The organism is Rhizobium sp. 01T417 (genome assembly GCF_056398905.1).
Genome location: NZ_JBFTQH010000036.1, coordinates 25,338 through 47,668, shown reverse-complemented (window position 1 = coordinate 47,668; position 22,331 = coordinate 25,338). Strand labels below are relative to the sequence as shown.

The following is a 22,331-nucleotide window of genomic DNA, read 5'->3' as shown; positions in this document are numbered from 1 at the left end:
ACATCCCGCGCCACGACATCACCTCCAGCCATCATCGCGAACTGCGTGCAGCAGCGATGGACCTGTGGAAGAAAATCGCTCGGGCATGACAGACAAAAATAAGCCGGCGTTGTGTTCTGCGGCCACTTTGCCGTTAAGTTTACGATGCCGCTGGCACTGCTGGTTCGCTGGGCAACGTTGCTTGCGTCAGAAGCTGCCTTCGGTCCGGCAAGAATAAATACTCGCTCTTGAGATATCCGAAGGTTGAAAAGGCAAACTCGCACGCCAAATGACTTTGAGGTCATTTGGAGGCGCACTTGGACGATAAGCCGAAATGGAGGCGCCGCAAGGACGCGCGACCGGCAGAAATCATCAATGCCGCTATGGACGTATTCGTCGAAAGCGGATTTGCCAACGCCAAATTGGACGACGTCGCTCGCCGCGCGGGTGTGGTAAAGGGCACGCTCTATCGGTATTTCGACACCAAGGAAGCGCTGTTCCGGGCGGTGGTTCAACATGTATTGGTCAACCATCTGCAGGACGTCGAGAATGCTGCGACAGCCTTCCAGGGTTCGTTCGCCGAGTTCGTGCCGATGTTGCTGGGGAGGGCCGCTCACCGGTTGGGTGACGCCCGTCTTCCCGGATTGGCCCGCATGGTCCTGACGGAAAGCCGCGCATTTCCGGACCTCGCGGCAGTCTGGCACGACGAACTGGCTGCAAGGATGCTCAATCTTGTCGCTCGCATGATCACCAGAGCGCAGGAGGGGGGCGAGATCCGTCCAGGTGACCCGAAGCTCTACGCCTTTTCGATCCTCGGTCCGATCGCTATGGGCGTTCTGTTCCATGAGGTGTTCGGTTCTAAGCCGACTGCTCCCGATCTCGATCAGCTCGCCGTTCAGCACGCGGAGATAATTCTGCGTGGGCTGGCGGTATCCTAGCATGACTACAAGGAAGTCGATTACCGGATACTAGCACATCACGAGTCCGCATAACGAGGCAGCGTCAGTTCGAGCAATCCGAACGAAGGAGCGTGCATATGAGGAGGGAGAACAAGGTGGCTTTGATCACCGGGGGATATGGGGGCATGGGCCGTGCATCCGCCCGTCTCTTAGCACAGGAAGGCGCGACGGTATTCATCGCCGGGCGCAGCGAGGAGCGCGGCGATGCCCTGGCAGCCGAGATCAACGATGCGGGGGGGAAGGCGCATTTCGTCGAGCTCGACGTAGTGAACCAAGCTCACTGGGACGCCGCCATAGCCGAAATAAAGGACAAGGCAGGAGCGCTCCACGTGCTCATGAACATCGTCGGGAGCAATGCGCTTGTTCGCCTCCCCACGGTCGACATCGATGAATGGAACAAGATTTTCGAGATTAACGTCACGGGTACGCTGAGGGGAATCCAGACCTGCGCTCCGCTGATCAAGGACTCCGGCGGCGGCTCGATCGTCAACATCGGATCAGTTGCTGGCATCGCCGGAAACTTCAGCACCGGCTACTCTTCGTCCAAGTGGGCACTTGAGGGACTGTCACGGTCGGCCGCATATATTTATGCCGACTGGGGCATCCGCTGCAACGTCATCCAGCCCGGATTTATCGAGACCGACCTCACAGCGTCTATGAGTTCAAACCCGCTTTTAAAAAAAATGCAGTCGAAGGTGATGAACACGACGATCCTGCTCCGCAGAAGCGGCAAGGCGGAGGAGATCGCCTTTACTGCCTTGTTCCTTGCCAGCGACGAGTCCTCCTATATCACCGGGACCGACATCGTGGTCGATGGCGGATGGTTTTCCTCAGCACCCTATCTCGGCAACGAGCGTTCCCACCACATGCTCAAGCTGCTGGAGACCAAGGACAAAGCTGAACATCTGTGGGACGATTTCCTCAACTACTTCCGCTAGTCCTGGGTCCTGTTCGAAGCAAGAATACTCCGGAGACGTTTTCGAATGGGAAGCTAGCCTTCTTCTCCGTGGTTGCGGAAAACATGTCTCGTCCCTCCTCAAGAGAAGTGCCGAAGCTCCTTGACCAAGAAGTCGATTAGCCCATGGAGATAAATGAAGCCATGAAGCGCATTGTGATCATCCTCATACTGGCTGTCGCCATCGCAGGTGTTGCGTGGTGGTTTCTCCACAACCGCAACGGATCGGGCGAGCTCCGTCTTTACGGAAACGTTGATTTTCGGCAGGTCGATATCGCCTTCAATGGCAGCGAACGTGTCGCCGAAGTCCTCGTCGAGGAGGGCGACCGGATCAAGAAGGACCAGGTGCTTGCCAGGCTTGATACCAGCAGGCTCCGTCCACAGGTGGCGCAGGCGGAAGCGCAGGCTGCAAGTCAACGCGCGAACGTTGCCCGGCTGAAGAACGGCAGCCGCCCGGAGGATATTGCACAGGCGCGCGCCAATCTCGAATCCGCAAAGGTCGAGGCGGCGAACGCCAGGGCGCAATATGAACGCCAAAGCTCACTTGCTCTTCGAGCCGTCGCCAGTCAGCGATCGCTCGAGATGGCGGCATCCGAATCCAAACAGGCCGAAGCGAAGGTAGAAGTCAATCAGAAGGCACTGGACCTGCTTGTGATAGGTCCTCGCATCGAGGACATCGAGGAAGCCGAGGCACAGCTACGTGCGGCGGACGCCAACGTCGCCCTCCTTCATCAACAGCTTGCGGAAGCCGACTTGATAGCCCCGGTCGAGGCCATCGTACGATCGCGCCTGATCGAGCCGGGCGAGATGGCGTCGCCGACACGCACGGCGTTTTCGCTCGCGACCGTTAGCCCAAAATGGGTTCGCGCATATGTCTCCGAGACACAAATCGGGCTGCTGCGCCCTGGGATGAAGGCCACCGTCAGCGTCGACTCCTTTCCGGGGAAGCCAATGCCGGGGTGGATCGGTTTCATCTCCTCGGTATCCGAGTTCACGCCGAAGACCGTGCAGACGGAGGAGCTTCGAAGCAGTCTCGTCTACGAGGTACGCGTTTACGTGGACGATCCGGATAATGTCCTGCGCCTCGGAATGCCAGCCACCGTAAGACCGGACCCCGGCAGTGGCGGCGCGGCGACAGCACAGAAGTAGGTCGACCATGAGTGCCCAAGAGACAGCGCTGGTCGCCAAGGACGTACGCAAGACCTTCAAGCGCGATGCCGGCAAGCCGGTCGACGCCCTTGCCGGGATATCTCTTCACGTCGCGCGCGGAAAGCTGACGGCCCTGGTTGGCCCGGACGGCGCGGGCAAAACGACGCTGTTGCGATTGGCCGCCGGCCTGGTCGCACCAGACGCCGGCAGCATCGAAGTTATCGGTATCGATGTCGTCCGGTCGCCGCAGCAGGTCCAGGACAGGATCAGCTATATGCCTCAGCGTTTCGGTCTCTACGAAGACCTTAGCGTTCAGGAGAACCTCGATCTCTACGCCGATCTGCATGGGATCGAACAGAAACAAAGAAACGAAATCTACCCACGCCTGTTTGAGATGACCCAACTCGGGCGGTTCAAGGAAAGGCCGGCGGGCAAGCTTTCGGGCGGCATGAAACAGAAGCTCGGGCTTGCCTGCACGCTCGTCCGCTCGCCGCAACTGCTGCTCCTCGACGAACCAACCGTGGGCGTCGATCCGCTATCTCGCAGGGAGCTTTGGGAGATCGTTTATAAACTCATCCAGGAAGACGAACTGTCGGTCATCGTATCGACATCCTATCTGGACGAGGCAGAGCGCTGCGAACACGCCGTATTGATGCATGCTGGCCAGGTTCTCGCCGAAGGACGACCCACGGACATTACTGAGAAGGCAAACGGCTGCTGTTTTCTGATGAGGGATAGGAACGGCATGGTGGCTCGATCCCTTCAAGCCCGACTGTTCTCTCTCCCAGGCGTCGTCGACGCGGTACCGGAGGCCGGACGCGTTCGCGTCGTGCGCAAATCGGCAGAGGACAAGCGACCGCTCGAGGTGGAGGGAACGAAGCTCGAGAGCGAGGCGGTGCAGCCTCGTTTCGAGGACGCTTTCATGATGCTCTTTGCCGATGCCGCCGGCGACGAACGACCCCGGCGCCCGACACAGAATGCCAGCGGACCCAGGTTCTCCGAGGAAACGATTGTCGAAGTCCGGGACCTTGTCCGGACATTCGGCGACTTTACCGCTGTGGACCATGTCAGCTTCGCGGTGAAGCGGGGCGAGGTGTACGGACTTCTTGGCCCGAATGGCGCTGGCAAAAGCACCACCTTCAAAATGCTATGCGGCCTTCTTCCGGCGAGCGGCGGGACGCTTCAGGTAGCCGGCGCGAACCTTTTGACCGCGGGCGCGAAGGCACGCCAGCGGCTCGGATATGTTGCACAGAAGTTCTCCCTCTACGCCCAACTCACTGTCGATGAGAACCTGGAATTCTTTTCCAGCGCGTATGGACTGCGGGGACGCGCCAAGCGCGACAGGATCAATACCCTGAAGGCGCAGTTCGAGCTTGGACAATTCTCTGGCCTTCCGAGCGGACAGTTGCCCGGCGGTTTCAAGCAGCGGCTCGCACTTGCGGCAGCACTGCTGCACGAACCCGACATCCTGTTCCTCGACGAGGCGACTAGCGGGGCCGACCCGCTGGCGAGGCGGCAGTTCTGGGGGCGGATCACCACACTCTCAGAACAGGGTGTCACGGTCATCGTGACGACCCATTTCATGGAAGAAGCGGAGTACTGCGATCGGATCATCATTCTGGACGCAGGCAAGAACCTTGCAGAAGGCACCCCTCTCGAAATCCGCGCTCGTGCGAAAAGTGCGGAAGACGAAGCCCCGACCATGGAGCAAGCCTTTATAGCGATCGTGGAGAAGGAGCGGCAGAAATCCAAGGAGAGCGGCTCATGAGCGATCAGGGACAAGGTGGGCTTAGCTCGGCCCTAAGACGTATACGTGCGTTGGTACGTAAGGAAGGCTGGCAGCTTCTGCGCGATCCGAGCAGTATCGCGATCGGCATCATCATGCCCGTGGCTCTGCTAGTGCTATTCGGATACGGCATAAACTTGGATATCAAGAATGTTCCCGTGGCGATCGTCATCGAAGACGATTCTGCGGCGGCGCGGGGCGTGGCATCGAGTTTCGAGCTCTCGGATTATTTTTCCCCCCGACGGGTTAAGACGATGATGGAGGCCGAGAAAATGCTGATGTCGGCCGATGTCAGGGCGATCGTTCGCATTCCCAGAGACTTTGCGCGCTCGATCCAGCTCGGCACCGCGGAGGTCCAGTTGCTCGTCAACGGCTCGGATTCGAATACGGCGCGGATTTCGCTCGGGTATGCACAGGGCGCCGTCGGCGTCTGGGCGACCAAGGAGGCGGCTCGGAGCGGTGGTCAGGTTTCGGGGATCACGATCGTCAGCCGGCTCTGGTTCAACGAGGCGAACGACAGCACCTATTTCCTGGTGCCAGGCCTCATCGTGCTTGTGATGACACTGATTGGCGCATTGCTCACTGCGCTCGTAATGGCGCGCGAATGGGAACGCGGAACCTTCGAGGCGCTGTTCGTCACCCCGGTCCGCTCCGTGGAAATCCTGYTCGGCAAGACAATCCCCTATTTCTTGCTGGGATTGGCGGGGCTGGCGCTCTGCGTCGTCGGGAGCAAGCTCCTGTTCGGCGTTCCATTTCGCGGCTCGCTGGCCATCCTCACAATCGTCTCAATGCTCTATCTGCTCGTCGCCCTTGGCCTCGGCCTTGTTATCTCCGCGGCGACCAAGAGCCAGTTCGTCGCGAGCCAGGTGACCCTTTTCGTAACCTTTCTTCCGGCCATGATGCTGTCTGGCTTCATGTACGATCCGCGCAGCATGCCGTTCGTCGTCCAAGTCATCACCTACATCTTTCCGGCGCGCTACTTTGTGACGCTCCTCCAGACTCTGTTCCTCGCCGGAAACATCTGGAGCGTCATCCTACCGAATGCCGCGGTGCTCGCGGGTATGGCTATCGTGCTGCTTGGCCTCTCCGTGAAACTTACCGCGAAAAGGATCGCATGATGCTGGCGTCGCTGCTTCGAATCCTTACCATCATCCGCAAGGAACTCCTCGTGATCCTGAAGGACCCCAAAAGCCGCGCAAGCGTAGTCCTGCCGCCGCTCCTTCAGTGCCTCATCTTCGGCTACGCAGCCAGCTACGATCTCGACACCGTCCCCTATGCGCTGGTCGACCAGGATCACAGCGCCACGTCGCGAGCCCTTGTCGCAAAGCTGGAAGGTTCCGGCGTCTTCCAGCGCCAGGCGACTCTCTCCCAGACGGCCCAGGCGGTCCCTTTGCTCGACAAGAAACAGGTGGTGTTGACCATCGTCATCGGACAGGACTTCGAACGAAACCTTGAGAGCAGCGGAGCTTCGGTCGTCCAGGTGATCGCCGACGGCCGAAATTCGAACACCAGCGGCGTCGCCCAAGGTTATGCAAACACGATCATAGGAGACTTCTCGCGAAATTGGCTGGCGCAAAAAGGCTCTCCCGGCGCGGTTCAGGTGACCACCCGCGCTTGGTTCAACGCGCAGCTAGAGACTCGCTGGACGATGGTTCCCTCGCTGATCGGAACCATAACAATGATGATGACGATGCTGCTGACGGCGATGTCGGTGGCACGCGAACGCGAAGAAGGAACCTTCGACCAGCTCCTCGTAGCGCCCTTCACAGCGACCGAGATCATGGTCGGAAAGGCCGTGCCATCGATGATCGTCGGGATCGTGCAGGCGTCGGTAGTCCTGCTGCTCGCGCTGTTCTGGTTCCGGATTCCCTTCGCGGGATCGTTTGCCGCGCTCTATCTAGGATTGGCTCTGTTTCTGGCCGCCGCGATCGGATTTGGGCTGTTCCTGTCGTCGCTCGCCGGAAACATGCAGCAGGCAATGGTCCTGTGCTTCCTCTTCCTCATGCCCTTCATGCTGCTGTCCGGATTGATGTCGCCGACGGACAACATGCCGAAGGTGCTGCAATACGCGACCGTGATCAATCCGTTGAAATACGCGATATCGATCACCCGCCGCGTTTACCTCGAAGGCGCGCATGTAAGCCAAATGCTCCCCGACATGTTGGCCCTGCTTATTATCGCCGCGGTCACCTTACCAATCTCGGCCTGGATGTTCACGCGCCGACTGAACTAGAGGGCTCGATATTCGCTATCGACGCGAGGGCTGACCAACGGCCGCTTTCATTCTGTATGGCCCACGGCAGCCAGCCCGTTATCGACTCCTAAACCGACGTCGCTTACTCACTGGGTCACCACCTGTGCGTTGGGGGAGCTGCGTCGGCAAGACTCTCGAAGAACTGAGGGCCTCGGGACAGGCGCACGACATCAGATAGCGGTGGGCCGACCGGGTAATTCCTTCTGGTCGTCCATCATGTGCGTTGGCAATAGCCCCCACGCTAGCTTCAAACAGTCTAAGATCGGACGTCCGCCCAAAATCTGGGCTGGTATTGACTACGCTCGATGCCCTGCCGCTGGGCGTACGCTATGTTCACAGCAAACCACCTTTGAGGAGCATTGAAATGATGAAGCTAGCGGCACTGCTTGGAATCGCAATCACAACCGCTACGGTCGCATGGCCGGTCGATGCGCAACAGACCCGGCGCGAATATCGCAGGATGAACTGGAGCGAAAGTCTTCCGGAATATGTTCGCACCTATCATGGCAAGCGATTATCCGTAGTTAGCTATCGAACCGCAAGCTTCTCGGAAACTGGTGCACATCCAACTCCCGACAGTGCACAGCACCAGAAGGCCATCAGAGACGCGGCAAAGTCGAACAAGTGGCTTGTCGGGCAACTCAAGGCCAAGGGGCTCAAGCCCGACGACATTGAGTGGGTCATGAGGGCACGCAACGGCAACATGGTGTTCTATGTGGAATGAGCTGGTGATCATTTGTGGCCGTACTTGCCGCCATGCTCGGCGTCTCATACGTCCCTGATCGTATCGATTGGAACGAAAGCGTTCCAAGAGGTGCCTCGATGTGGAAACCGATTTTGAAAGCGCCGCTCGCGCTCGAACTAAAGCTCGCAGTCCTGGACGACGAGGGGATGCATGCGCTTGTCTTTCCCTATAGGAAAACGCCCGGCAGGCCGAGCAATCGCTGGCAACTCTGAAAGCTGGCGAAGCGGGGTGAAACGTGCCGAGGCCGCTATAGCCATCGCCCAGCAGGGGGAATTTCACGAAAGTCGTCCAGAGACTTCCCGTTCGGATCGCCATTGATCATGACCAACCGATGGCCGCGAGGTTGCGGCCAGGAATGTCGGTGGTCACTCGCGTAGACACGTTGCAGTGATAAATTAGAATTTCCGATCGCGAGCGATGGCAAGCAAGCAGCCATTGCACGCCTCCCGATCGCGCAATACGTGACGGGGCTTGCTCGGCTAAGCCATGCCATCGCCACGGAATTCATCCAGCGCTGCTCATGCACAAACATCAACAGGCGTCGTCGCATTCAACCGGAGGGGTTGAGCGACGTCTATAGTGTAAGAGGCCTACGTTCTGGCCTTTAGCGAGAACGTGCCGCGTGAGCTGGAAGGCAACTGGCAAAGCTGCGGTCAGGCACCCTGAACCTGAACCTGAATCGTGACACCGTGCTTTTGCCGTCGGAACGCGACAAGGGATTCTTTGAATAGGACGGCTTCTGTAGTAGATTTCAATGAGCAAGTTAGAGCCTGGAGGTAAATCCATGACTGTAGACCTCTCGCGGCGTGACTTCCTGACAGGTGCCGGCGCAACGGTCGTGGCGACATCTCTCAGCGCGATGGGGTTTGACGAGGCCGAGGCCGCGGAAGCGGCGCATGTCCGGCCCTTCAAGCTGACCACCACCACCGAAACGCGAAACACCTGTCCTTACTGTTCCGTCGCCTGCGGCGTTATCATCTATTCCAAGGGTGACCTGAGAAAAGGCGAGACGGCCAACATCATCCATATTGAGGGCGACGCCGATCACCCGACGAACCGGGGGACGCTCTGTCCCAAGGGAGCGGCGCTGAAGGACTTTGTGCATGCGCCGACCCGGCTGCAATATCCGATGCATCGCAAGCCCGGCGCGGACAAGTTCGAGCGCATTTCCTGGGATGAGGCCTTCGACCGCATTGCGCGACTGATGAAGGATGACCGCGACGCCAATTTCGTGGCGAAAAACCTGGCGGGCCTCGCCGTTAACCGTTGGACGACCACCGGCATGCTCGCCGCGTCCGCGACCACCAACGAGACGGCCTGGGCGACCTTCAAGTTCGCCAAGAGCCTGGGAATAGTCGGTTTCGATAACCAGGCGCGCGTCTGACACGGCCCCACGGTGTCCAGTTTGGGCCCAACTTTTGGCCGCGGCGCGATGACGAACTCCTGGACCGACATCAAGAACACCGACCTCGTCGTCGTCATGGGCGGCAATGCGGCGGAGGCTCACCCCTGCGGTTTCAAATGGGTGACTGAAGCCAAGGCCCATCGTGGCGCCAAGCTGATCGTTGTCGATCCGCGTTTTACGCGCACGGCCTCGGTTGCGGACTTTTACGCTCCAATCCGCCAGGGAACGGACATCGCCTTCTTGAACGGCGTGATGAAATACTGCATCGACAATGACAAGGTGCAGTGGGACTACGTCAAGGCCTTCACCAACGCCCCCTACATCGTGAAAGACGGCTTTGCCTATAAGGACGGGCTCTTTACCGGCTATGACCCGGAAAAGCGCGACTACGACCGGTCGACCTGGGACTATGTGCTCGGCGAAGACGGCTTCGTCACCGCCGACCCGACGCTCGCAAATCCCCGCTGCGTCTGGAACCTTTTAAAGGAGCATCTGGCGCCCTATACGCCTGAGATGGTCGAGCGCATCTGTGGCACGCCGAAGGACAAGTTCCTGAAGGTGGCTGAGATGATCTCGCAATGTTCGTCGAAGACGAAGACCATGACCTCGATGTATGCGCTCGGCTGGACCCAGCATTCCAGCGGCTCGCAGAACATCCGCGGCATGGCGATGCTGCAGCTCATCCTCGGCAATATCGGCGTGCGCGGCGGCGGCATGAACGCGTTGCGCGGCCACTCGAACATCCAGGGCCTCACCGACGTTGGCCTGATGTCCCATCTTCTCACCGGTTACCTGACGATGCCGACCGAAAAGGACACCGACTTCGAAACCTACATGTCGACCAAGCTCTTCAAGCCGCTCCGCCCTGGCCAGACGAGCTATTGGCAGAATTACCGCAAATTCATGGTCTCCTTCCAGAAGGCCATGTGGGGGGATGCGGCCCGCGCCGACAATGACTGGGCCTTCGATTACATCTCCAAGCTCGACGTGCCGTCCTACGACGTGCTGCGCGTGTTCGAACTGATGTTCGACGGCAAGATCAACGGCTATCTTTGCCAGGGCTTCAACCCCATCCTGGCTTTCCCGAACCGGGAGAAGAACACCAAGGCGTTGTCGAAGCTCAAGTGGCTCGTCACCATGGATCCGCTCGACACGGAGACGGCGCGCTTCTGGGAGAACCATGGCGACTTCAACCCGGTCGACACCGCGTCCATCCAGACCGAGGTAATACAGCTGCCGACGACCTGCTTTGCGGAAGAGGAAGGCTCGCTCACCAATTCCGGCCGCTGGCTGCAATGGCACTGGGCCGGCGGCTCGCCGCCGGGCGAAGCCAAGCATGACACCTATATCCTCGCGCAGATCTTCCTTCGGTTGAAAGCGCTCTATGAGAAGGACGGCGGCGTCTTCCCCGACCCCATCGTCAACCTCTCCTGGGACTATGCCGATCCGGGGGAACCGACGCCCGAGGAACTGGCCAAGGAGATTAACGGCCGCGCACTGACTGATCTCACTGACCCCGCCGACCCTGCAAAGGTCATTGTGCCTGCCGGCAAGCAGCTCCTGAACTTCTCACAGGTGAGGGACGACGGTTCGACCATGTGTGGCTGCTGGATCTATTCCGGCTGCTTCAACGAGCAGGGCAATAACATGGCCCGGCGCGACAACTATGATCCCGACGAGACGGGCGCCTATCTCGGCTGGACCTTCGCCTGGCCGCTCAACCGCCGCACACTCTATAACCGCGCCTCGGCCGATCTTGAAGGCAAGGCCTGGGACCCGAGCCGCAAAATCATCGAGTGGGACGGCACAAAATGGTCGGGCTACGACGTGCCCGACATCGCGCCCAATGCCAAACCCGGCGACGTCGGCCCCTTCATCATGAACCAGGAGGGCACCGCGCGGCTCTTCTCCCGCGGGCTGATGCGTGACGGTCCATTCCCGGCGCATATGGAGCCGTTCGAATCCCCCGTCGCCAACGTTTTTAATCCGAAGATGCGCGGTAATCCCGTCGCCCGCATCTTCGAAACGGACCTGAAGCAACTCGGCACGTCGGACGAGTTTCCCTATGCCGGCACGTCGTATCGGCTGACGGAGCATTTCCACTTCTGGACCAAACACAATCGCGTCAATTCAGTGCTGCAGCCGGAGTTCTTCGTGGAAATCTCGGAGGAACTCGCGAAGGAAAAGGGGATCACCAACGGAGGCTGGGTCCGGGTCTGGTCGAAGCGCGGCTCGGTCAAGGCCAAGGCCATGGTGACGAAACGTATCCGGCCGCTGACCTGCGACGGCAAGACGGTGCATGTGATCGGTGTTCCGCTGCATTGGGGGTTCACCGGCGCGGCAAGGAAGGGCTTCGGTCCGAATTCCCTTGCGGCCTTTGTTGGAGATGCCAATATCGAGACGCCGGAATCCAAGGCGTTCCTCGTTAACATCGAGCCCTCGACGGCACCGAAGGACAGGGAGGGTATTGCCTAATGGATATGGACAGCCCGCGCACCGCCGTCAGCAATCCGCCGGTCCAGCCGATGGAGGCGAACCTCACCGAAGCCGATCTCATCCGCCGGTCGGCGACCTCGAGACTGCCGGCGCCTGCCCGGCAGCTCACCCCCGTTGCCAAGCTCATCGACGTGTCGAAATGCATCGGGTGTAAGGCCTGCCAGTCCGCCTGCATCGAATGGAACGACACCAACCCCGTCATGGAAGAGAATGTCGGGACCTATACCAATCCGCACGACCTAACTGCAGACATGTTCACACTCATGCGCTTCACCGAGTGGATCAATCCGGACAACGACAATTTCGAATGGCTGATCCGCAAGGACGGCTGCATGCATTGCGCCGATCCGGGCTGCCTGAAGGCATGCCCAGCGCCGGGCGCGATCGTGCAATATTCGAACGGCATCGTCGACTTCATCCACGAAAACTGCATCGGCTGCGGCTATTGCGTGGACGGCTGCCCCTTCAACATCCCGCGCATTTCCAAGGTCGATCATCGCGCCTACAAATGCACGCTCTGCTCCGACCGCGTGGCGGTAGGGCAGGGACCCGCCTGCGCCAAGGCATGCCCCACACAGGCAATTGTCTTCGGCACCAAGGAGGACATGAAGGCGCACGCTGAGGAGCGGATCACGGATCTCAAATCGCGCGGCTTCGACAATGCCGGCCTCTACGACCCTCCGGGCGTCGGCGGCACCCACGTCATGTATGTGCTGCATCACGCCGACAAGCCACATATCTATGCGGGCCTACCAGATAATCCGCGCATCTCGCCGGTTGTCCAGGTCTGGAAGGGCGTCGCCAAATATGCCGGCCTTGCCGTCATGGGGCTAGCCGCTGCCGGCGCGATCCTGCACGGTGTCTTCGCCAAGCCTAACCGCGTGCAGGCTGAGGACGAGGAGAATGCCGGGCGCCTCGTCGACCAAGCGGGGACGCGCGAGGAGGACACATGAGCGAGCCGAGAGACTTGAGCCCGGAAGACGAAATCCACCGGGGGCCGCCGATCACTGTCGGCCGCTACGGGCCGGGCAAGCGGCTAAACCACTGGATCACTGCAACGTGCCTTATCCTGCTCGCGCTGTCCGGACTGTCGTTCTTTCACCCCTCGCTGTACTTCCTGACGGGTTTTTTCGGCGGCGGGCAGAATGCGCGAATGCTGCATCCCTGGATCGGCGTCGTGCTTTTCTTCTCTTTCTTCATCTTCTTCGCGCAACTCTGGCGCGCCAATCTTCCAAACCGGGACGACGTGCAATGGTCCTCCCAGATCGGCGACGTTGTCGGTGGCCACGAGGAGCGGCTGCCGGAAATGGGCAAGTACAATCCCGGCCAGAAGCTGATCTTCTGGGGCATGGCCTTCTTCATCATCGTCTTGATCTCGACCGGTCTTCTGATCTGGGAGCAATATTTCGGCGAAACGACGCCGATTGAGCTCCGACGCGTCGCGATCCTCATCCATTCGATCAGCGCTGTGCTGATCATCCTGCTCTTTATCTTGCACGTATACGCGGCAATCTGGACACGAGGAACGTTACGCGCCATGACCCGCGGCACGGTCACCGGCGGCTGGGCCTGGCGGCATCACCGCAAATGGCTGAAGGAACTCGCTGGACGGGGGAGGATCGATCCGGCAGAATGAGTGTATTAACGGTTGTGCTGGAACATTTCCCCTCTGTCACTTCGTGACATCTCCGCCACAAGGGTAGATGGAGAGGACGCCATCCGCCCCCAGCCAATCTCCCCCTATGGGGGAGAAGCCCGGCAGGGCCGAGGGGGTGTTTTAACTGGTATCGTGAACGACGCGTAGGGACTTTCTAAAACTTGGCCGGTTGGTCCGCGAGGTCAAATGTCCGCATCTTCCATTCAGCCTGATCCCTTAGCGATCGGGCGCATCCCCAAGACCCGCTTCGCCTTCACGCCTAATCCGGCGGCGACGTTTCAAGTGCGCGCCGCCCGCTTCGAGGCGTTGGCGCAGGCTAGCCGGCTGCGGCCCTATCTTCTCTTCATGGCAGGCATTGCCCGCATCCAGGCAAGCCTTGCCGACAGGCTGTCGCCGATTGAGCCGATCCCGGCCGACGCGATCGAACGGGCGCGCGAGGGAGCGATGCCGCCGATCGACCGGCGGGCTATGGCCGGAACGGCGGCCTATCGCGAGACGCTGTCGCTGTTTTTTGAAGCGGTCGGCGTGCTGGAGATGCCCGCTTCCGCCGCTGCCGCTCTTGCCGCCCTGCGGGCCTCGGGGGAGGAGAAGACAGGCGAGATTTCGGCCAACGTGCTGTCCGATACGCTTACTGGCGAGAACCTTGCCGAGCATCTCTATGTCGCCGCCGCCACGCAGGTCCATGCCGTGTGCCTTGCCGCAACGTTGGATGCCGAACGGCTCGTGCCGGTTCACGTCGGCCTCTGTCCTGCCTGCGGCGGCAAGCCCGTCGCCTCCGTGGTGACAGGCGTGCACGGCGTCGAGGGTGTGCGCTATGCCGTCTGCGCCTGTTGTGCCACCTCCTGGAACGAAGTCCGCGTCAAGTGCCTCGCCTGCGGCTCCACCAAGGGCATCGGCTACCGGGCGGTCGAGGCCGGCGAGGAGGACGCGACGGTGAAGGCGGAGGTCTGCGATGGCTGCCAGAGTTGGATGAAGATCCTCTACCAGAACAAGAACCCGTCGCTCGACGCCGTCGCCGACGACGTGGCGAGCCTCGGGCTCGACCTCGTGATGAAGGACACCGGCTACCGGCGCGCCGGTTTCCACCCCTTCCTTGCGGGGTATTAAGCCAATGCACGAGCTTGCCAATCTGCGGGCGCTGCCCTCCGTCGACCAGATGCTCAACACTCCCGAAGTCGCCCCGCTGGTTGAGCGCCATGGTCGCTCCATGGTGACGGATGCGCTGCGCGCCCTGCTTGGCGAGATCCGCAAGGGAGTGCGCGCCGGCGGCACCCTGCCGATGCCGGGCGACGTCTTCGCCTCGCTGCTCTCAAGGCTCGAGTATCTCGATCGCTCGAACCTTCGCCCGCTCTTCAATCTCACGGGCACGGTGCTGCACACCAATCTCGGCCGTGCGCTGCTTGCTGAAGAGGCGGTTGCTGCCGCGGTGGATGCCATGCGCGAGGCGGCAGCGCTGGAACTCGACCTTGATACCGGCAAGCGCGGCGAGCGCGACAGCCACCTGCGGGCGCTGCTATGCGACCTCACAGGCGCCGAGGACGCGACCGTCGTCAACAACAATGCCGCCGCTGTGCTGATCGCGCTTGGCACGGTGGGAGAGGGGCGGGAGGCGATTGTTTCGCGCGGCGAGCTTATCGAGATCGGTGGCGCCTTCCGCATGCCTGACATCATGGAGCGCGCCGGCGTGCGCCTCGTCGAAGTGGGTACCACCAACCGCACCCATCCCCGCGACTACAGCAAGGCGATCGGCCCGGACACGGCGCTGATCCTCAAGGTGCACACATCCAACTACCGCATTGAGGGCTTCACCGCCGAGGTGTCCGGCGCAGATCTGGCCGCGATCGCTCGCGAGGCGGGAGTCGTGGTCGTCAACGATCTCGGCTCGGGCACGCTCGTCGATCTCTCGCACTTTGGCATTGCCCGCGAGCCGATGGTGCGCGAGGCGATCGCCGACGGGGCCGATCTCGTCACCTTCTCCGGTGACAAGCTGCTCGGCGGTCCGCAGGCCGGCTTCATCGTCGGGCGGCAGGACCTGATCGCGGAGATCAACCGCAATCCGCTGAAGCGGGCGCTGCGCCTCGACAAGATCCGCATCGCGGCGCTCGAGGCAACGCTGAAGCTCTATCGAGACCCCGACCGCCTGGCCGAGCGCCTGCCCACCTTGCGCATGCTCTCGCGCCCCGAGGGGGAGATCCGCGCCCAAGCCGAACGGCTGCGGCCTGCCGTTGCTGCGATCGTCGCAAAGCATGGCTTGCAAGTGGAAACCCGCGCCTGCCACAGTCAAATCGGCTCTGGCGCGCTCCCGGTCGACACCATCCCAAGCGCCGGCCTGAGGATCGCCGGCAACAGCGGCAGCCGGCTGGAGGCGCTGGCGGCCGCCCTCCGATCCCTCCCGCGCCCGGTGATCGGCCGGCTGACCGAGGGCGCGCTTGTCCTCGATCTGCGGTGTCTGTCCGACGAGGCGGGTTTGCTCGACAGCCTTTCGCGGGTGGGCCATGGGCTGGATTGAGAGTCGTTTCAGGAGTGTCCCCTTCTGTCACTTCGTGACATCTCCCCCGCGAGGGGAGGGATTGCTGCAAGAATGCAGCCCTGGCTTCAGGCAAGGACGCCCGGCAGAGCAGAGGTGTGTGGCTCCCGCCTTCGGAGCCCCCTCATGATCATCGGCATGGCGGGGCATATCGATCACGGCAAGACCACGCTCGTTCGGGCACTGACCGGCGTCGATACCGACCGACTAAAGGAGGAAAAGGCGCGCGGCATCACCATCGATCTCGGTTTTGCCTATGCGCAGTTTGCTGAAGGGCGCACCACGGGTTTCGTCGACGTGCCCGGACATGAGCGCTTCGTCCATACCATGCTGGCCGGCGCCGGAGGGATCGACTATGCGCTGCTCGTCGTTGCCTCCGACGACGGCATCATGCCGCAGACGCTGGAGCACCTGGCCATCCTCGATCTGCTCGGCGTGACACGAGGCATCGTCGCGCTCACCAAGGCGGATCTCGCCGACGCCGCGCGCCGTCAAGCGGCGACGGCCGACATCCAGGCCATGTTGGCATTGACCGGCCTTGCGGAGGCGGAGGTCATCGCAGTTTCGATCGTGACTTGCGAAGGCATCGCGGACCTCAAGGTCAGGCTGGCGATGGCCGAGATGGACACACGCGTTCGGCCTGCCGGCGGCAATTTTCGGCTTACCGTCGACCGCTGCTTCACGCTCTCGGGCGCCGGTACAGTGGTCACCGGCACGGTGCTGTCGGGCTCTGTTTCGGTCGGCGATCAGGTGACGGTTACGCCTGCTGGCCTCCACGCCCGCGTACGCTCCATCCACGCGCAGAACCGCGCCGCGCCGCAAGGCGTCGCTGGCGAACGCTGCGCGCTGAACCTTGCGGGCGAGGGGATATCCAAGCAGGCGATCGGCCGTGGCGATATGGTGGTCGATCCCGTCTTGCACGCGCCGGCCGAGCGGATCGACGCCGAACTTCTGGTGCTTGCGAGCGAGGCAAAGCCAGTCGGCGAGTGGGCGCCTGCCCGGCTGCATCACGGCAGCGCCGAAGCGGACGTCCGTATCGTGCCGCTCGAGGGGCCGGTGAAGCCGGGGGAGCGGGGGAAGGTCCAGCTGGTGCTCGACCGGCCGCTTGCCGCCGCTGTCGGCGATCGCTTCATCCTACGCGACGTCTCCGCCAGGCACACGATCGGCGGTGGCCGGTTTCTCGATCTGCGTGCGCCGTTGCGCAAGCGCCGCGCGCCCGAGCGGCTGGCCGTGCTTGACGCAGCGGGTCTCGGCAATGCGGCCGATGCGCTGGCGGGCCTGCTTGCCGTCGCGCCTCACCTCGTCGATCTCGACGCCTTTGCCCGCGATCGCGCGCTGTCCGAGGAGGCACTGCAGGCGGCGATCTCTGCGGCTTCTGCTCACATCGTCGCCACCCAGCCGGCACGCCTCGCGCTTTCCCCCGCGCAACGGCACGCCTTTTCCGAGGACGTTGAGCGAAGGCTCTCAGTCTTCCATGCCGACAATCCGGACCTGCAGGGGATCGGCCGCGAGCGGCTGCGGCTCCAGGTCATGCCACGGCTGCCAGCACCGGCCTTTCTGGAGGCGCTGCGCTCGGAGCAGGCGGGGGGCCGGCTGGCGCTCGAAGGCGCCTTCGTACGGCTGCCCGGCCATGTCGTGCAACTGAGCGAGAAGGAGGAAGGTCTTTATCAAGCACTGTTGCCGCATCTTCAAGGAGAGGGGCGCTTTCGGCCACCGCGCGTGCGCGATTTCGCCGAAATGCTCGGCGAGGACGAGCGCACCCTGCGGCGGGTCCTGAAACTCGCCGCTCGCTTGGGTCGCGTCGACGAAATCCGTCACGACCATTTCTTCACGCGCACGGCCACGGCCGAAATGGTCGAGATCATCGCCGATGTTGCGGCAAGGGCTGAAGCGGACGGCTTTACCGCCGGCCTCTTCCGCGACCGCGTCAACAACGGTAGAAAGGTTGCCATTGAAATCCTTGAATTCTTCGATCGCCAGGGCATCACATTCCGCCGCGGGGATCTGCGGCGCGTCAACCCGCACCGGCTCGACCTCTATCGCGAGCCAGCCGCGGAAGACATCGCGCCGCCTCCAAGCGGCGCCTGAGTAACGGAAGAGCATCGTCTCCGGTGGGGCGTCCGGACTTCAAATCCGGGTGGGGCAGCGAGGCTGTCTCGGGTGGGTTCGACTCCCATTCTCTTCCGCCAGCCTTTCTTTGTCATGTCCCGATATCGCATGTAAACCCCTTCTGGCCTGCCGGCCATCTCGCCACAAGGAGACGTGGAGCGGCGGCGTGCCATCGCGCCGAGGCCGTGCGGCAGGAAGCCCCTCAAGGCTTTCATTCAACAACCATTATTCGGCGGATCCTTCGCCGACTCCGGTGGCACCTCCATCGCCAGATCGAGTCCCCGCGCGGTTGGCGGCTGCCAGGTTTTGGAGTGCTCGGTCGCGCCGTGCGGGCTGGTGCCGATGTGGGCACCGCCCGTGCCACCGGTCCAGCCGGTCGATCCGGCGTTGCCAGGCGCGGTGCCGTCGGCGCTGGCGCGGTCGGGGGGCGTTGCCGGTTGCGCCTTGCCGGCGCCGGTGGGGCAGGGGACGGGCTGGTTCTGAGCACTCAGCTCAGCCGGCAGAAGCAGAAGGAATGAAAGGGCGGCTGCAAGGGCTGCGGCGTGTTGCGGCGGTTTCAGGTCGCGCATGGCATCTTTCCCGGGTTGGACCGTCATGCAGCGCAAACGCTTGACGAGGTGAGCAGGTTCCCTCGGACCTCTCCTCGTCGCTCGTCGGGCAGGACCCTCAGCCGGTGACCGTGATCCCTGGGGTTCCCGCCTCGGCATGGCCGATCACCCGCGCGAAGGAATAGCCGGCATCGCGGATCGTGCCTGCCATCGCGTCCGCCCGGTCTGGGGCACATGCGACCAGCAGCCCACCAGATGTCTGCGGGTCGGTCAAAAGCGCGCGCCGCCAGTCACTGAGTTCCTCGGGCAGGGAGACCTCGGCGGCATAGCTCTCCCAGTTTCGGCGCGAGGCGCCAGTGACGAAACCGTCGCGCGCCAGCGCTTCGGCCTCCAGCAGGAAAGGCAGGCGCGAAAGCGAGATCGACAACGTCACCCCGGAGGCGCGCGCCATTTCCAGACCGTGGCCGAGAATGCCGAAGCCGGTGACGTCGGTAAGTGCGTGGACATCTGGATCGCGGGCAAGCTCGGCGCCGATCCGGTTGAGCAGTGTGGTGGAGGCGATCATCTCGTCGTAGCCGGCGAGTGAGAGCGCCTGCTTTTTCAGTGCCGCCGAATAGATACCGACGCCGAGACCCTTGGTGAGGATCAGCGAGTCGCCTGCGCGGGCGCCACTGTTGCGGCGAAGTTCGTCCGGATGGCAAAGACCGATGACGGCGAGGCCGTAGATCGGCTCGACGGAATCGATCGAATGGCCACCCGCGACGGGGATCCCGGCATCGGCGCAGATGCTGGCGCCACCTTCCAGGATCTTGGCGATGGTCTGCGGCGCCAGCTTATCGATCGGCATGCCGACGATGGCGAGCGCCATGATCGGCCGCCCGCCCATGGCATAGACGTCTGAAATCGCATTGGTCGCCGCAATACGGCCGAAGTCGCGCGGATCGTCGACCACCGGCATGAAGAAATCCGTAGTGGCGATTACGCAGGTCTTGTCGTCGATCTGCCAGACCGCCGCATCGTCGGCCGTTTCGCTGCCGACGAGAAGCTGCATGAAGGGCAGCATTGTCGGCTGACCGGCAAGCAGGGTCTGGAGGACCGAGGGCGCCAGCTTGCAGCCGCAACCGCCACCATGGGCGAGTTCTGTTAGACGAGGGACGAACGCTTCCATCTGTCCTCCACAGCCGGCTGCGAGCCTAATGCATGCTCCAGCAATGATACTGGAATTGACTTGATCCGCAACTGCCGAAGATGTCCTCACAAGCTCGTGACGTCGTCGTCAGTCCGTCGGGAACAACGACTTGCGGTGCCAGTCAAACTGATCGGCCGGTCGGGTATATGGTCGAGCGTCCTTGAACAGACAAATCCTGGAGGCGGCGGTTGTGCCAGCCGTGCCGATGCCGGCTTTGCATTCCACAATACGGGCAGATACCGAGAGGTTTCGAAGTGGCAGAAACAACTAAGTTTTCTTCATTTTGAAGGGTACAACCCAGAACCCTTGACCCCTGGGCCGGGGGACCATTTCAATTGCGCCCGCATCCCCGCAGATAGCAGTCGTGGTGCTAACACTCTGTTAACCACAGAAATTGAGGAAGACCCGATTAAGTGCCAAGCGACATTGGGATCTCGCCAATCACTCCACCCAAACCTGTTGCGGTCGTAGCCGGGGCAGACCCGGAGGCATTGCTGACGGGCTGGCCAGGTAAGCGACGCGCTTTGCACTTAGCGCAAGGGCTGGTCGGCAACGGAGACTTCGCGCAAGGCTTTCGTCGCAGGATTATGCGACAAAATCATTCTGTGCCGAAAGCCGTTTGCAACGATGGTCGTCAATGGTGGTTGAACCATCCCGCTGCTCCGGCGCCGACCACCGCGAACTGGACCAGCGCGATGAGCACGAGAGCACCGCCGACCAGGTAAGCCCGCCATCTTCTTTTAAAGTCCATGGTGTAATCCAACGATGCTTGATTTTTCGGCAAGCTACAGCAGAGCGTTGGGCGCTTGCAACACTCCCTAGCTCCTTTTTATAAGGTCGGTCCTCAATGACGATTGCGAAAGCGACGATGGCATGCCGGACTGAGTGAAGTGCTGATTCCGCAGCCGTAACGAGTTGCGAATGCGCCGTCGGCACCGATCTCCAGGCCGACGATCCTGTCCGCGGTGTCGGCAACGGCGGTCAGCATGATCATCGGTATCTTGGGCGTCGCGCGAATGTCCTGGCATTGCTCCAGCCCGCTTTTTCCGGGCGCGCCGGAGTCTACCCGGCGTTGGCCTCGCGCTTTGACTTTTGGCCCGTCACAACGGGGGAAGGCCGGGCTGCCGCCATTGGGCTCGCATTCGATCCCAATAATCGCCCCTCTGCACCAGCGACATCGATCGCATCTCGCCCAGAGCCGCACGCATTTCCGCATCGACGGCTCGTGTCAAGGCGCCGGCATATTAGCCATAAGCCGTCAGCCCTGATTGGATCTGAATGACGACTGCCTGAACTTGTTTGAATTGCCCGGAAGAGTTTTGGCTGGAGCCACCAGTTGCGGAGCGACGGGAGCAGGGGCATGAATGTGGACGCCGCTAGGCCGCCAGCTGCAAAGGTGAAGAGCCGGGGATGGACCCGGCTCCAATTTTTCCACTACTTCTTTGCTGCCTGAGCAGCGTACATGTAGCTGTCGTAGCTATATTCAGCGACGCGGAACCATTCGAAGCTCTCGTCGCGGAACTTTTTCCAGCCGGGATAGATTTTTGCCCAGGCTGGATGTTTCTGGCCGTATTCGCTGTAAAGCTCGAAGGAAGCCTTGTAGGCCGCATCCATAACGTCGCGCGGAAGAGGACGCAGCTTTACGCCCTTGCCGACGAGCGAGCGGATCGCCGCGGTATTCTTCACGTCGTAAAGCGCTTGCATGTTGACATTTGCCGCCTTGCAAGCTGTGTCCAGCGCTGCCTTGTAGACATCGGGCAAACCATCGTACTGTGCCTTGTTAATGAAGAAGTGGATTGTCAGGCCGCCTTCCCAGTAGGCTGGGTAGTAGTAGTTCTGGGCGATCTGGTAAAAGCCAAGCTTCTCATCGTCGTAAGGTCCAATCCACTCGGCGGCGTCGATGGTGCCACGCTCGAGAGCGGGATAAATATCGCCGCCGGGCAGCTGTTGCGGGACAACGCCAAGGCGTGACATGACTTCGCCGGCAACGCCAGCGATACGCATCTTGACACCTTTCAAATCGGCAACCGACTTAATTTCCTTTCGGAACCAACCGCCCATCTGCGCGCCGGTCGCACCACCCGGAATGCCAATGACACCGTAGTCGGAAAGGAACTCGTTATAGGCCTCGTTGCCGCCACCATGATAGAGCCAGGCGTTCTGTTGACGACCGTTGAGCCCGAACGGGATGGTGGAGCCGATGGCAAAGGTCGGATCCTTGCCCGTGAAATAATAACCGCAGGTATGGGCAAGCTCGACCGTGTTTGCTTTGACGGCGTCAATCGCCTGTGCACCCGGCACAAGCTCGCCTGCCTGGAAAACCTGGATCTGGAACTTGCCCTCGGTGATCTTGTTCAGGGCATCGGCCATCACCACCGCGCCGCCATAGATCGTGTCTAGGTTGTTTGGAAACCCCGACGTCAGGCGCCAGCGGATAGTCGGGGTGCTCTGCGCGACCGCCGGGGCGGCAAGCGATGCACCAGCAACTGTTGCGGCGCCGGCCAGTGCGCCTTTCGTCAAAAAGTTTCTGCGGCCTAGGTCTGTCGTCATGGACTTCCTCCTCGGTTATATGG

Annotated in this window: 18 protein-coding genes, 1 tRNA gene and 3 pseudogenes; 17 read left to right on the top strand and 5 right to left on the bottom strand. The window is 61.4% G+C overall.

The annotated features are described in order from the left end of the window. The 17 genes and pseudogenes from AC1DPR_RS25370 to AC1DPR_RS25290 form a co-directional block, all read left to right on the top strand. Window positions 1-89, top strand: a pseudogene (locus AC1DPR_RS25370) (IS6 family transposase); the annotation flags it as partial. A 207-nt stretch (window positions 90-296) separates the two neighbouring features. Then, complete coding sequence (locus AC1DPR_RS25365) at window positions 297-917, top strand: TetR/AcrR family transcriptional regulator (RefSeq protein WP_477817410.1); 621 nt, start codon at window positions 297-299, stop codon at window positions 915-917. Between the two features lie 98 nt (window positions 918-1,015). Continuing rightward, the gene (locus tag AC1DPR_RS25360) at window positions 1,016-1,876 is read left to right on the top strand and encodes an SDR family NAD(P)-dependent oxidoreductase (RefSeq protein ID WP_477817409.1); all 861 of its coding nucleotides are present in this window, start codon (window positions 1,016-1,018) and stop codon (window positions 1,874-1,876) included. Between the two features lie 161 nt (window positions 1,877-2,037). Next, on the top strand, window positions 2,038-3,042 hold the full coding sequence (locus tag AC1DPR_RS25355; RefSeq protein ID WP_477817408.1) for an HlyD family secretion protein: 1,005 nt from the start codon (window positions 2,038-2,040) through the stop codon (window positions 3,040-3,042). Between the two features lie 7 nt (window positions 3,043-3,049). Next, window positions 3,050-4,810, top strand: a complete 1,761-nt coding sequence (locus tag AC1DPR_RS25350; protein ID WP_477817407.1) for an ATP-binding cassette domain-containing protein — start codon at window positions 3,050-3,052, stop codon at window positions 4,808-4,810. Next, window positions 4,807-5,946, top strand: coding sequence for an ABC transporter permease (locus AC1DPR_RS25345; RefSeq protein WP_477817406.1), 1,140 nt, complete (start codon window positions 4,807-4,809; stop codon window positions 5,944-5,946). The genes AC1DPR_RS25350 and AC1DPR_RS25345 overlap by 4 nt, the downstream gene beginning before the upstream one ends. Further along, the gene (locus tag AC1DPR_RS25340) at window positions 5,946-7,061 is read left to right on the top strand and encodes an ABC transporter permease (protein WP_477817405.1); all 1,116 of its coding nucleotides are present in this window, start codon (window positions 5,946-5,948) and stop codon (window positions 7,059-7,061) included. The genes AC1DPR_RS25345 and AC1DPR_RS25340 overlap by 1 nt, the downstream gene beginning before the upstream one ends. A 385-nt stretch (window positions 7,062-7,446) precedes the next feature. Next, on the top strand, window positions 7,447-7,806 hold the full coding sequence (locus AC1DPR_RS25335) for a hypothetical protein (RefSeq protein WP_025662693.1): 360 nt from the start codon (window positions 7,447-7,449) through the stop codon (window positions 7,804-7,806). Between the two features lie 98 nt (window positions 7,807-7,904). Beyond that, complete coding sequence (locus AC1DPR_RS25330) at window positions 7,905-8,039, top strand: hypothetical protein (RefSeq protein ID WP_477817404.1); 135 nt, start codon at window positions 7,905-7,907, stop codon at window positions 8,037-8,039. 41 nt (window positions 8,040-8,080) lie between these two features. Continuing rightward, window positions 8,081-8,218: pseudogene (locus tag AC1DPR_RS25325) on the top strand (HlyD family secretion protein); the annotation flags it as partial. 393 nt (window positions 8,219-8,611) lie between these two features. Continuing rightward, window positions 8,612-11,707: a formate dehydrogenase-N subunit alpha gene (fdnG, locus tag AC1DPR_RS25320; protein WP_477817403.1), complete on the top strand. Its 3,096-nt coding sequence runs from the start codon at window positions 8,612-8,614 to the stop codon at window positions 11,705-11,707. Next, a complete protein-coding gene (gene fdxH / locus AC1DPR_RS25315) occupies window positions 11,707-12,681 on the top strand; it encodes a formate dehydrogenase subunit beta (RefSeq protein ID WP_477817402.1) in 975 nt (324 codons plus the stop codon). Before fdnG ends, fdxH begins: the two co-directional genes overlap by 1 nt. After that, window positions 12,678-13,364, top strand: coding sequence for a formate dehydrogenase subunit gamma (locus AC1DPR_RS25310; protein WP_477817401.1), 687 nt, complete (start codon window positions 12,678-12,680; stop codon window positions 13,362-13,364). The genes fdxH and AC1DPR_RS25310 overlap by 4 nt, the downstream gene beginning before the upstream one ends. 207 nt (window positions 13,365-13,571) lie before the next feature. Continuing rightward, the gene (fdhE, locus tag AC1DPR_RS25305) at window positions 13,572-14,492 is read left to right on the top strand and encodes a formate dehydrogenase accessory protein FdhE (protein ID WP_477817400.1); all 921 of its coding nucleotides are present in this window, start codon (window positions 13,572-13,574) and stop codon (window positions 14,490-14,492) included. A 4-nt stretch (window positions 14,493-14,496) separates the two neighbouring features. Next, complete coding sequence (gene selA, locus AC1DPR_RS25300; protein WP_477817399.1) at window positions 14,497-15,894, top strand: L-seryl-tRNA(Sec) selenium transferase; 1,398 nt, start codon at window positions 14,497-14,499, stop codon at window positions 15,892-15,894. 144 nt (window positions 15,895-16,038) lie between these two features. Beyond that, the gene (selB, locus tag AC1DPR_RS25295; RefSeq protein ID WP_477817398.1) at window positions 16,039-18,000 is read left to right on the top strand and encodes a selenocysteine-specific translation elongation factor; all 1,962 of its coding nucleotides are present in this window, start codon (window positions 16,039-16,041) and stop codon (window positions 17,998-18,000) included. Between the two features lie 5 nt (window positions 18,001-18,005). Next, a tRNA-Sec gene (locus AC1DPR_RS25290) sits at window positions 18,006-18,101 on the top strand. 135 nt (window positions 18,102-18,236) lie between these two features. On the opposite strand, the gene AC1DPR_RS25285 is transcribed toward AC1DPR_RS25290, so the two are convergent. From AC1DPR_RS25285 to AC1DPR_RS25265, 5 genes and pseudogenes are all read right to left on the bottom strand, one after another. Further along, complete coding sequence (locus AC1DPR_RS25285; RefSeq protein WP_477817397.1) at window positions 18,237-18,617, bottom strand: hypothetical protein; 381 nt, start codon at window positions 18,615-18,617, stop codon at window positions 18,237-18,239. A 70-nt stretch (window positions 18,618-18,687) separates the two neighbouring features. After that, window positions 18,688-19,737 (bottom strand): selenide, water dikinase SelD, encoded by a 1,050-nt coding sequence (gene selD / locus AC1DPR_RS25280; protein WP_477817396.1) that lies wholly within the window; start codon window positions 19,735-19,737, stop codon window positions 18,688-18,690. Between the two features lie 142 nt (window positions 19,738-19,879). After that, window positions 19,880-19,978 (bottom strand): hypothetical protein, encoded by a 99-nt coding sequence (locus AC1DPR_RS25275; RefSeq protein ID WP_477817395.1) that lies wholly within the window; start codon window positions 19,976-19,978, stop codon window positions 19,880-19,882. 696 nt (window positions 19,979-20,674) lie between these two features. After that, window positions 20,675-20,824 (bottom strand): annotated as a pseudogene (locus tag AC1DPR_RS25270) (response regulator); the annotation flags it as partial. Between the two features lie 368 nt (window positions 20,825-21,192). Then, window positions 21,193-22,308 (bottom strand): TRAP transporter substrate-binding protein, encoded by a 1,116-nt coding sequence (locus tag AC1DPR_RS25265; RefSeq protein ID WP_477817394.1) that lies wholly within the window; start codon window positions 22,306-22,308, stop codon window positions 21,193-21,195. Window positions 22,309-22,331 lie beyond the last annotated feature (23 nt).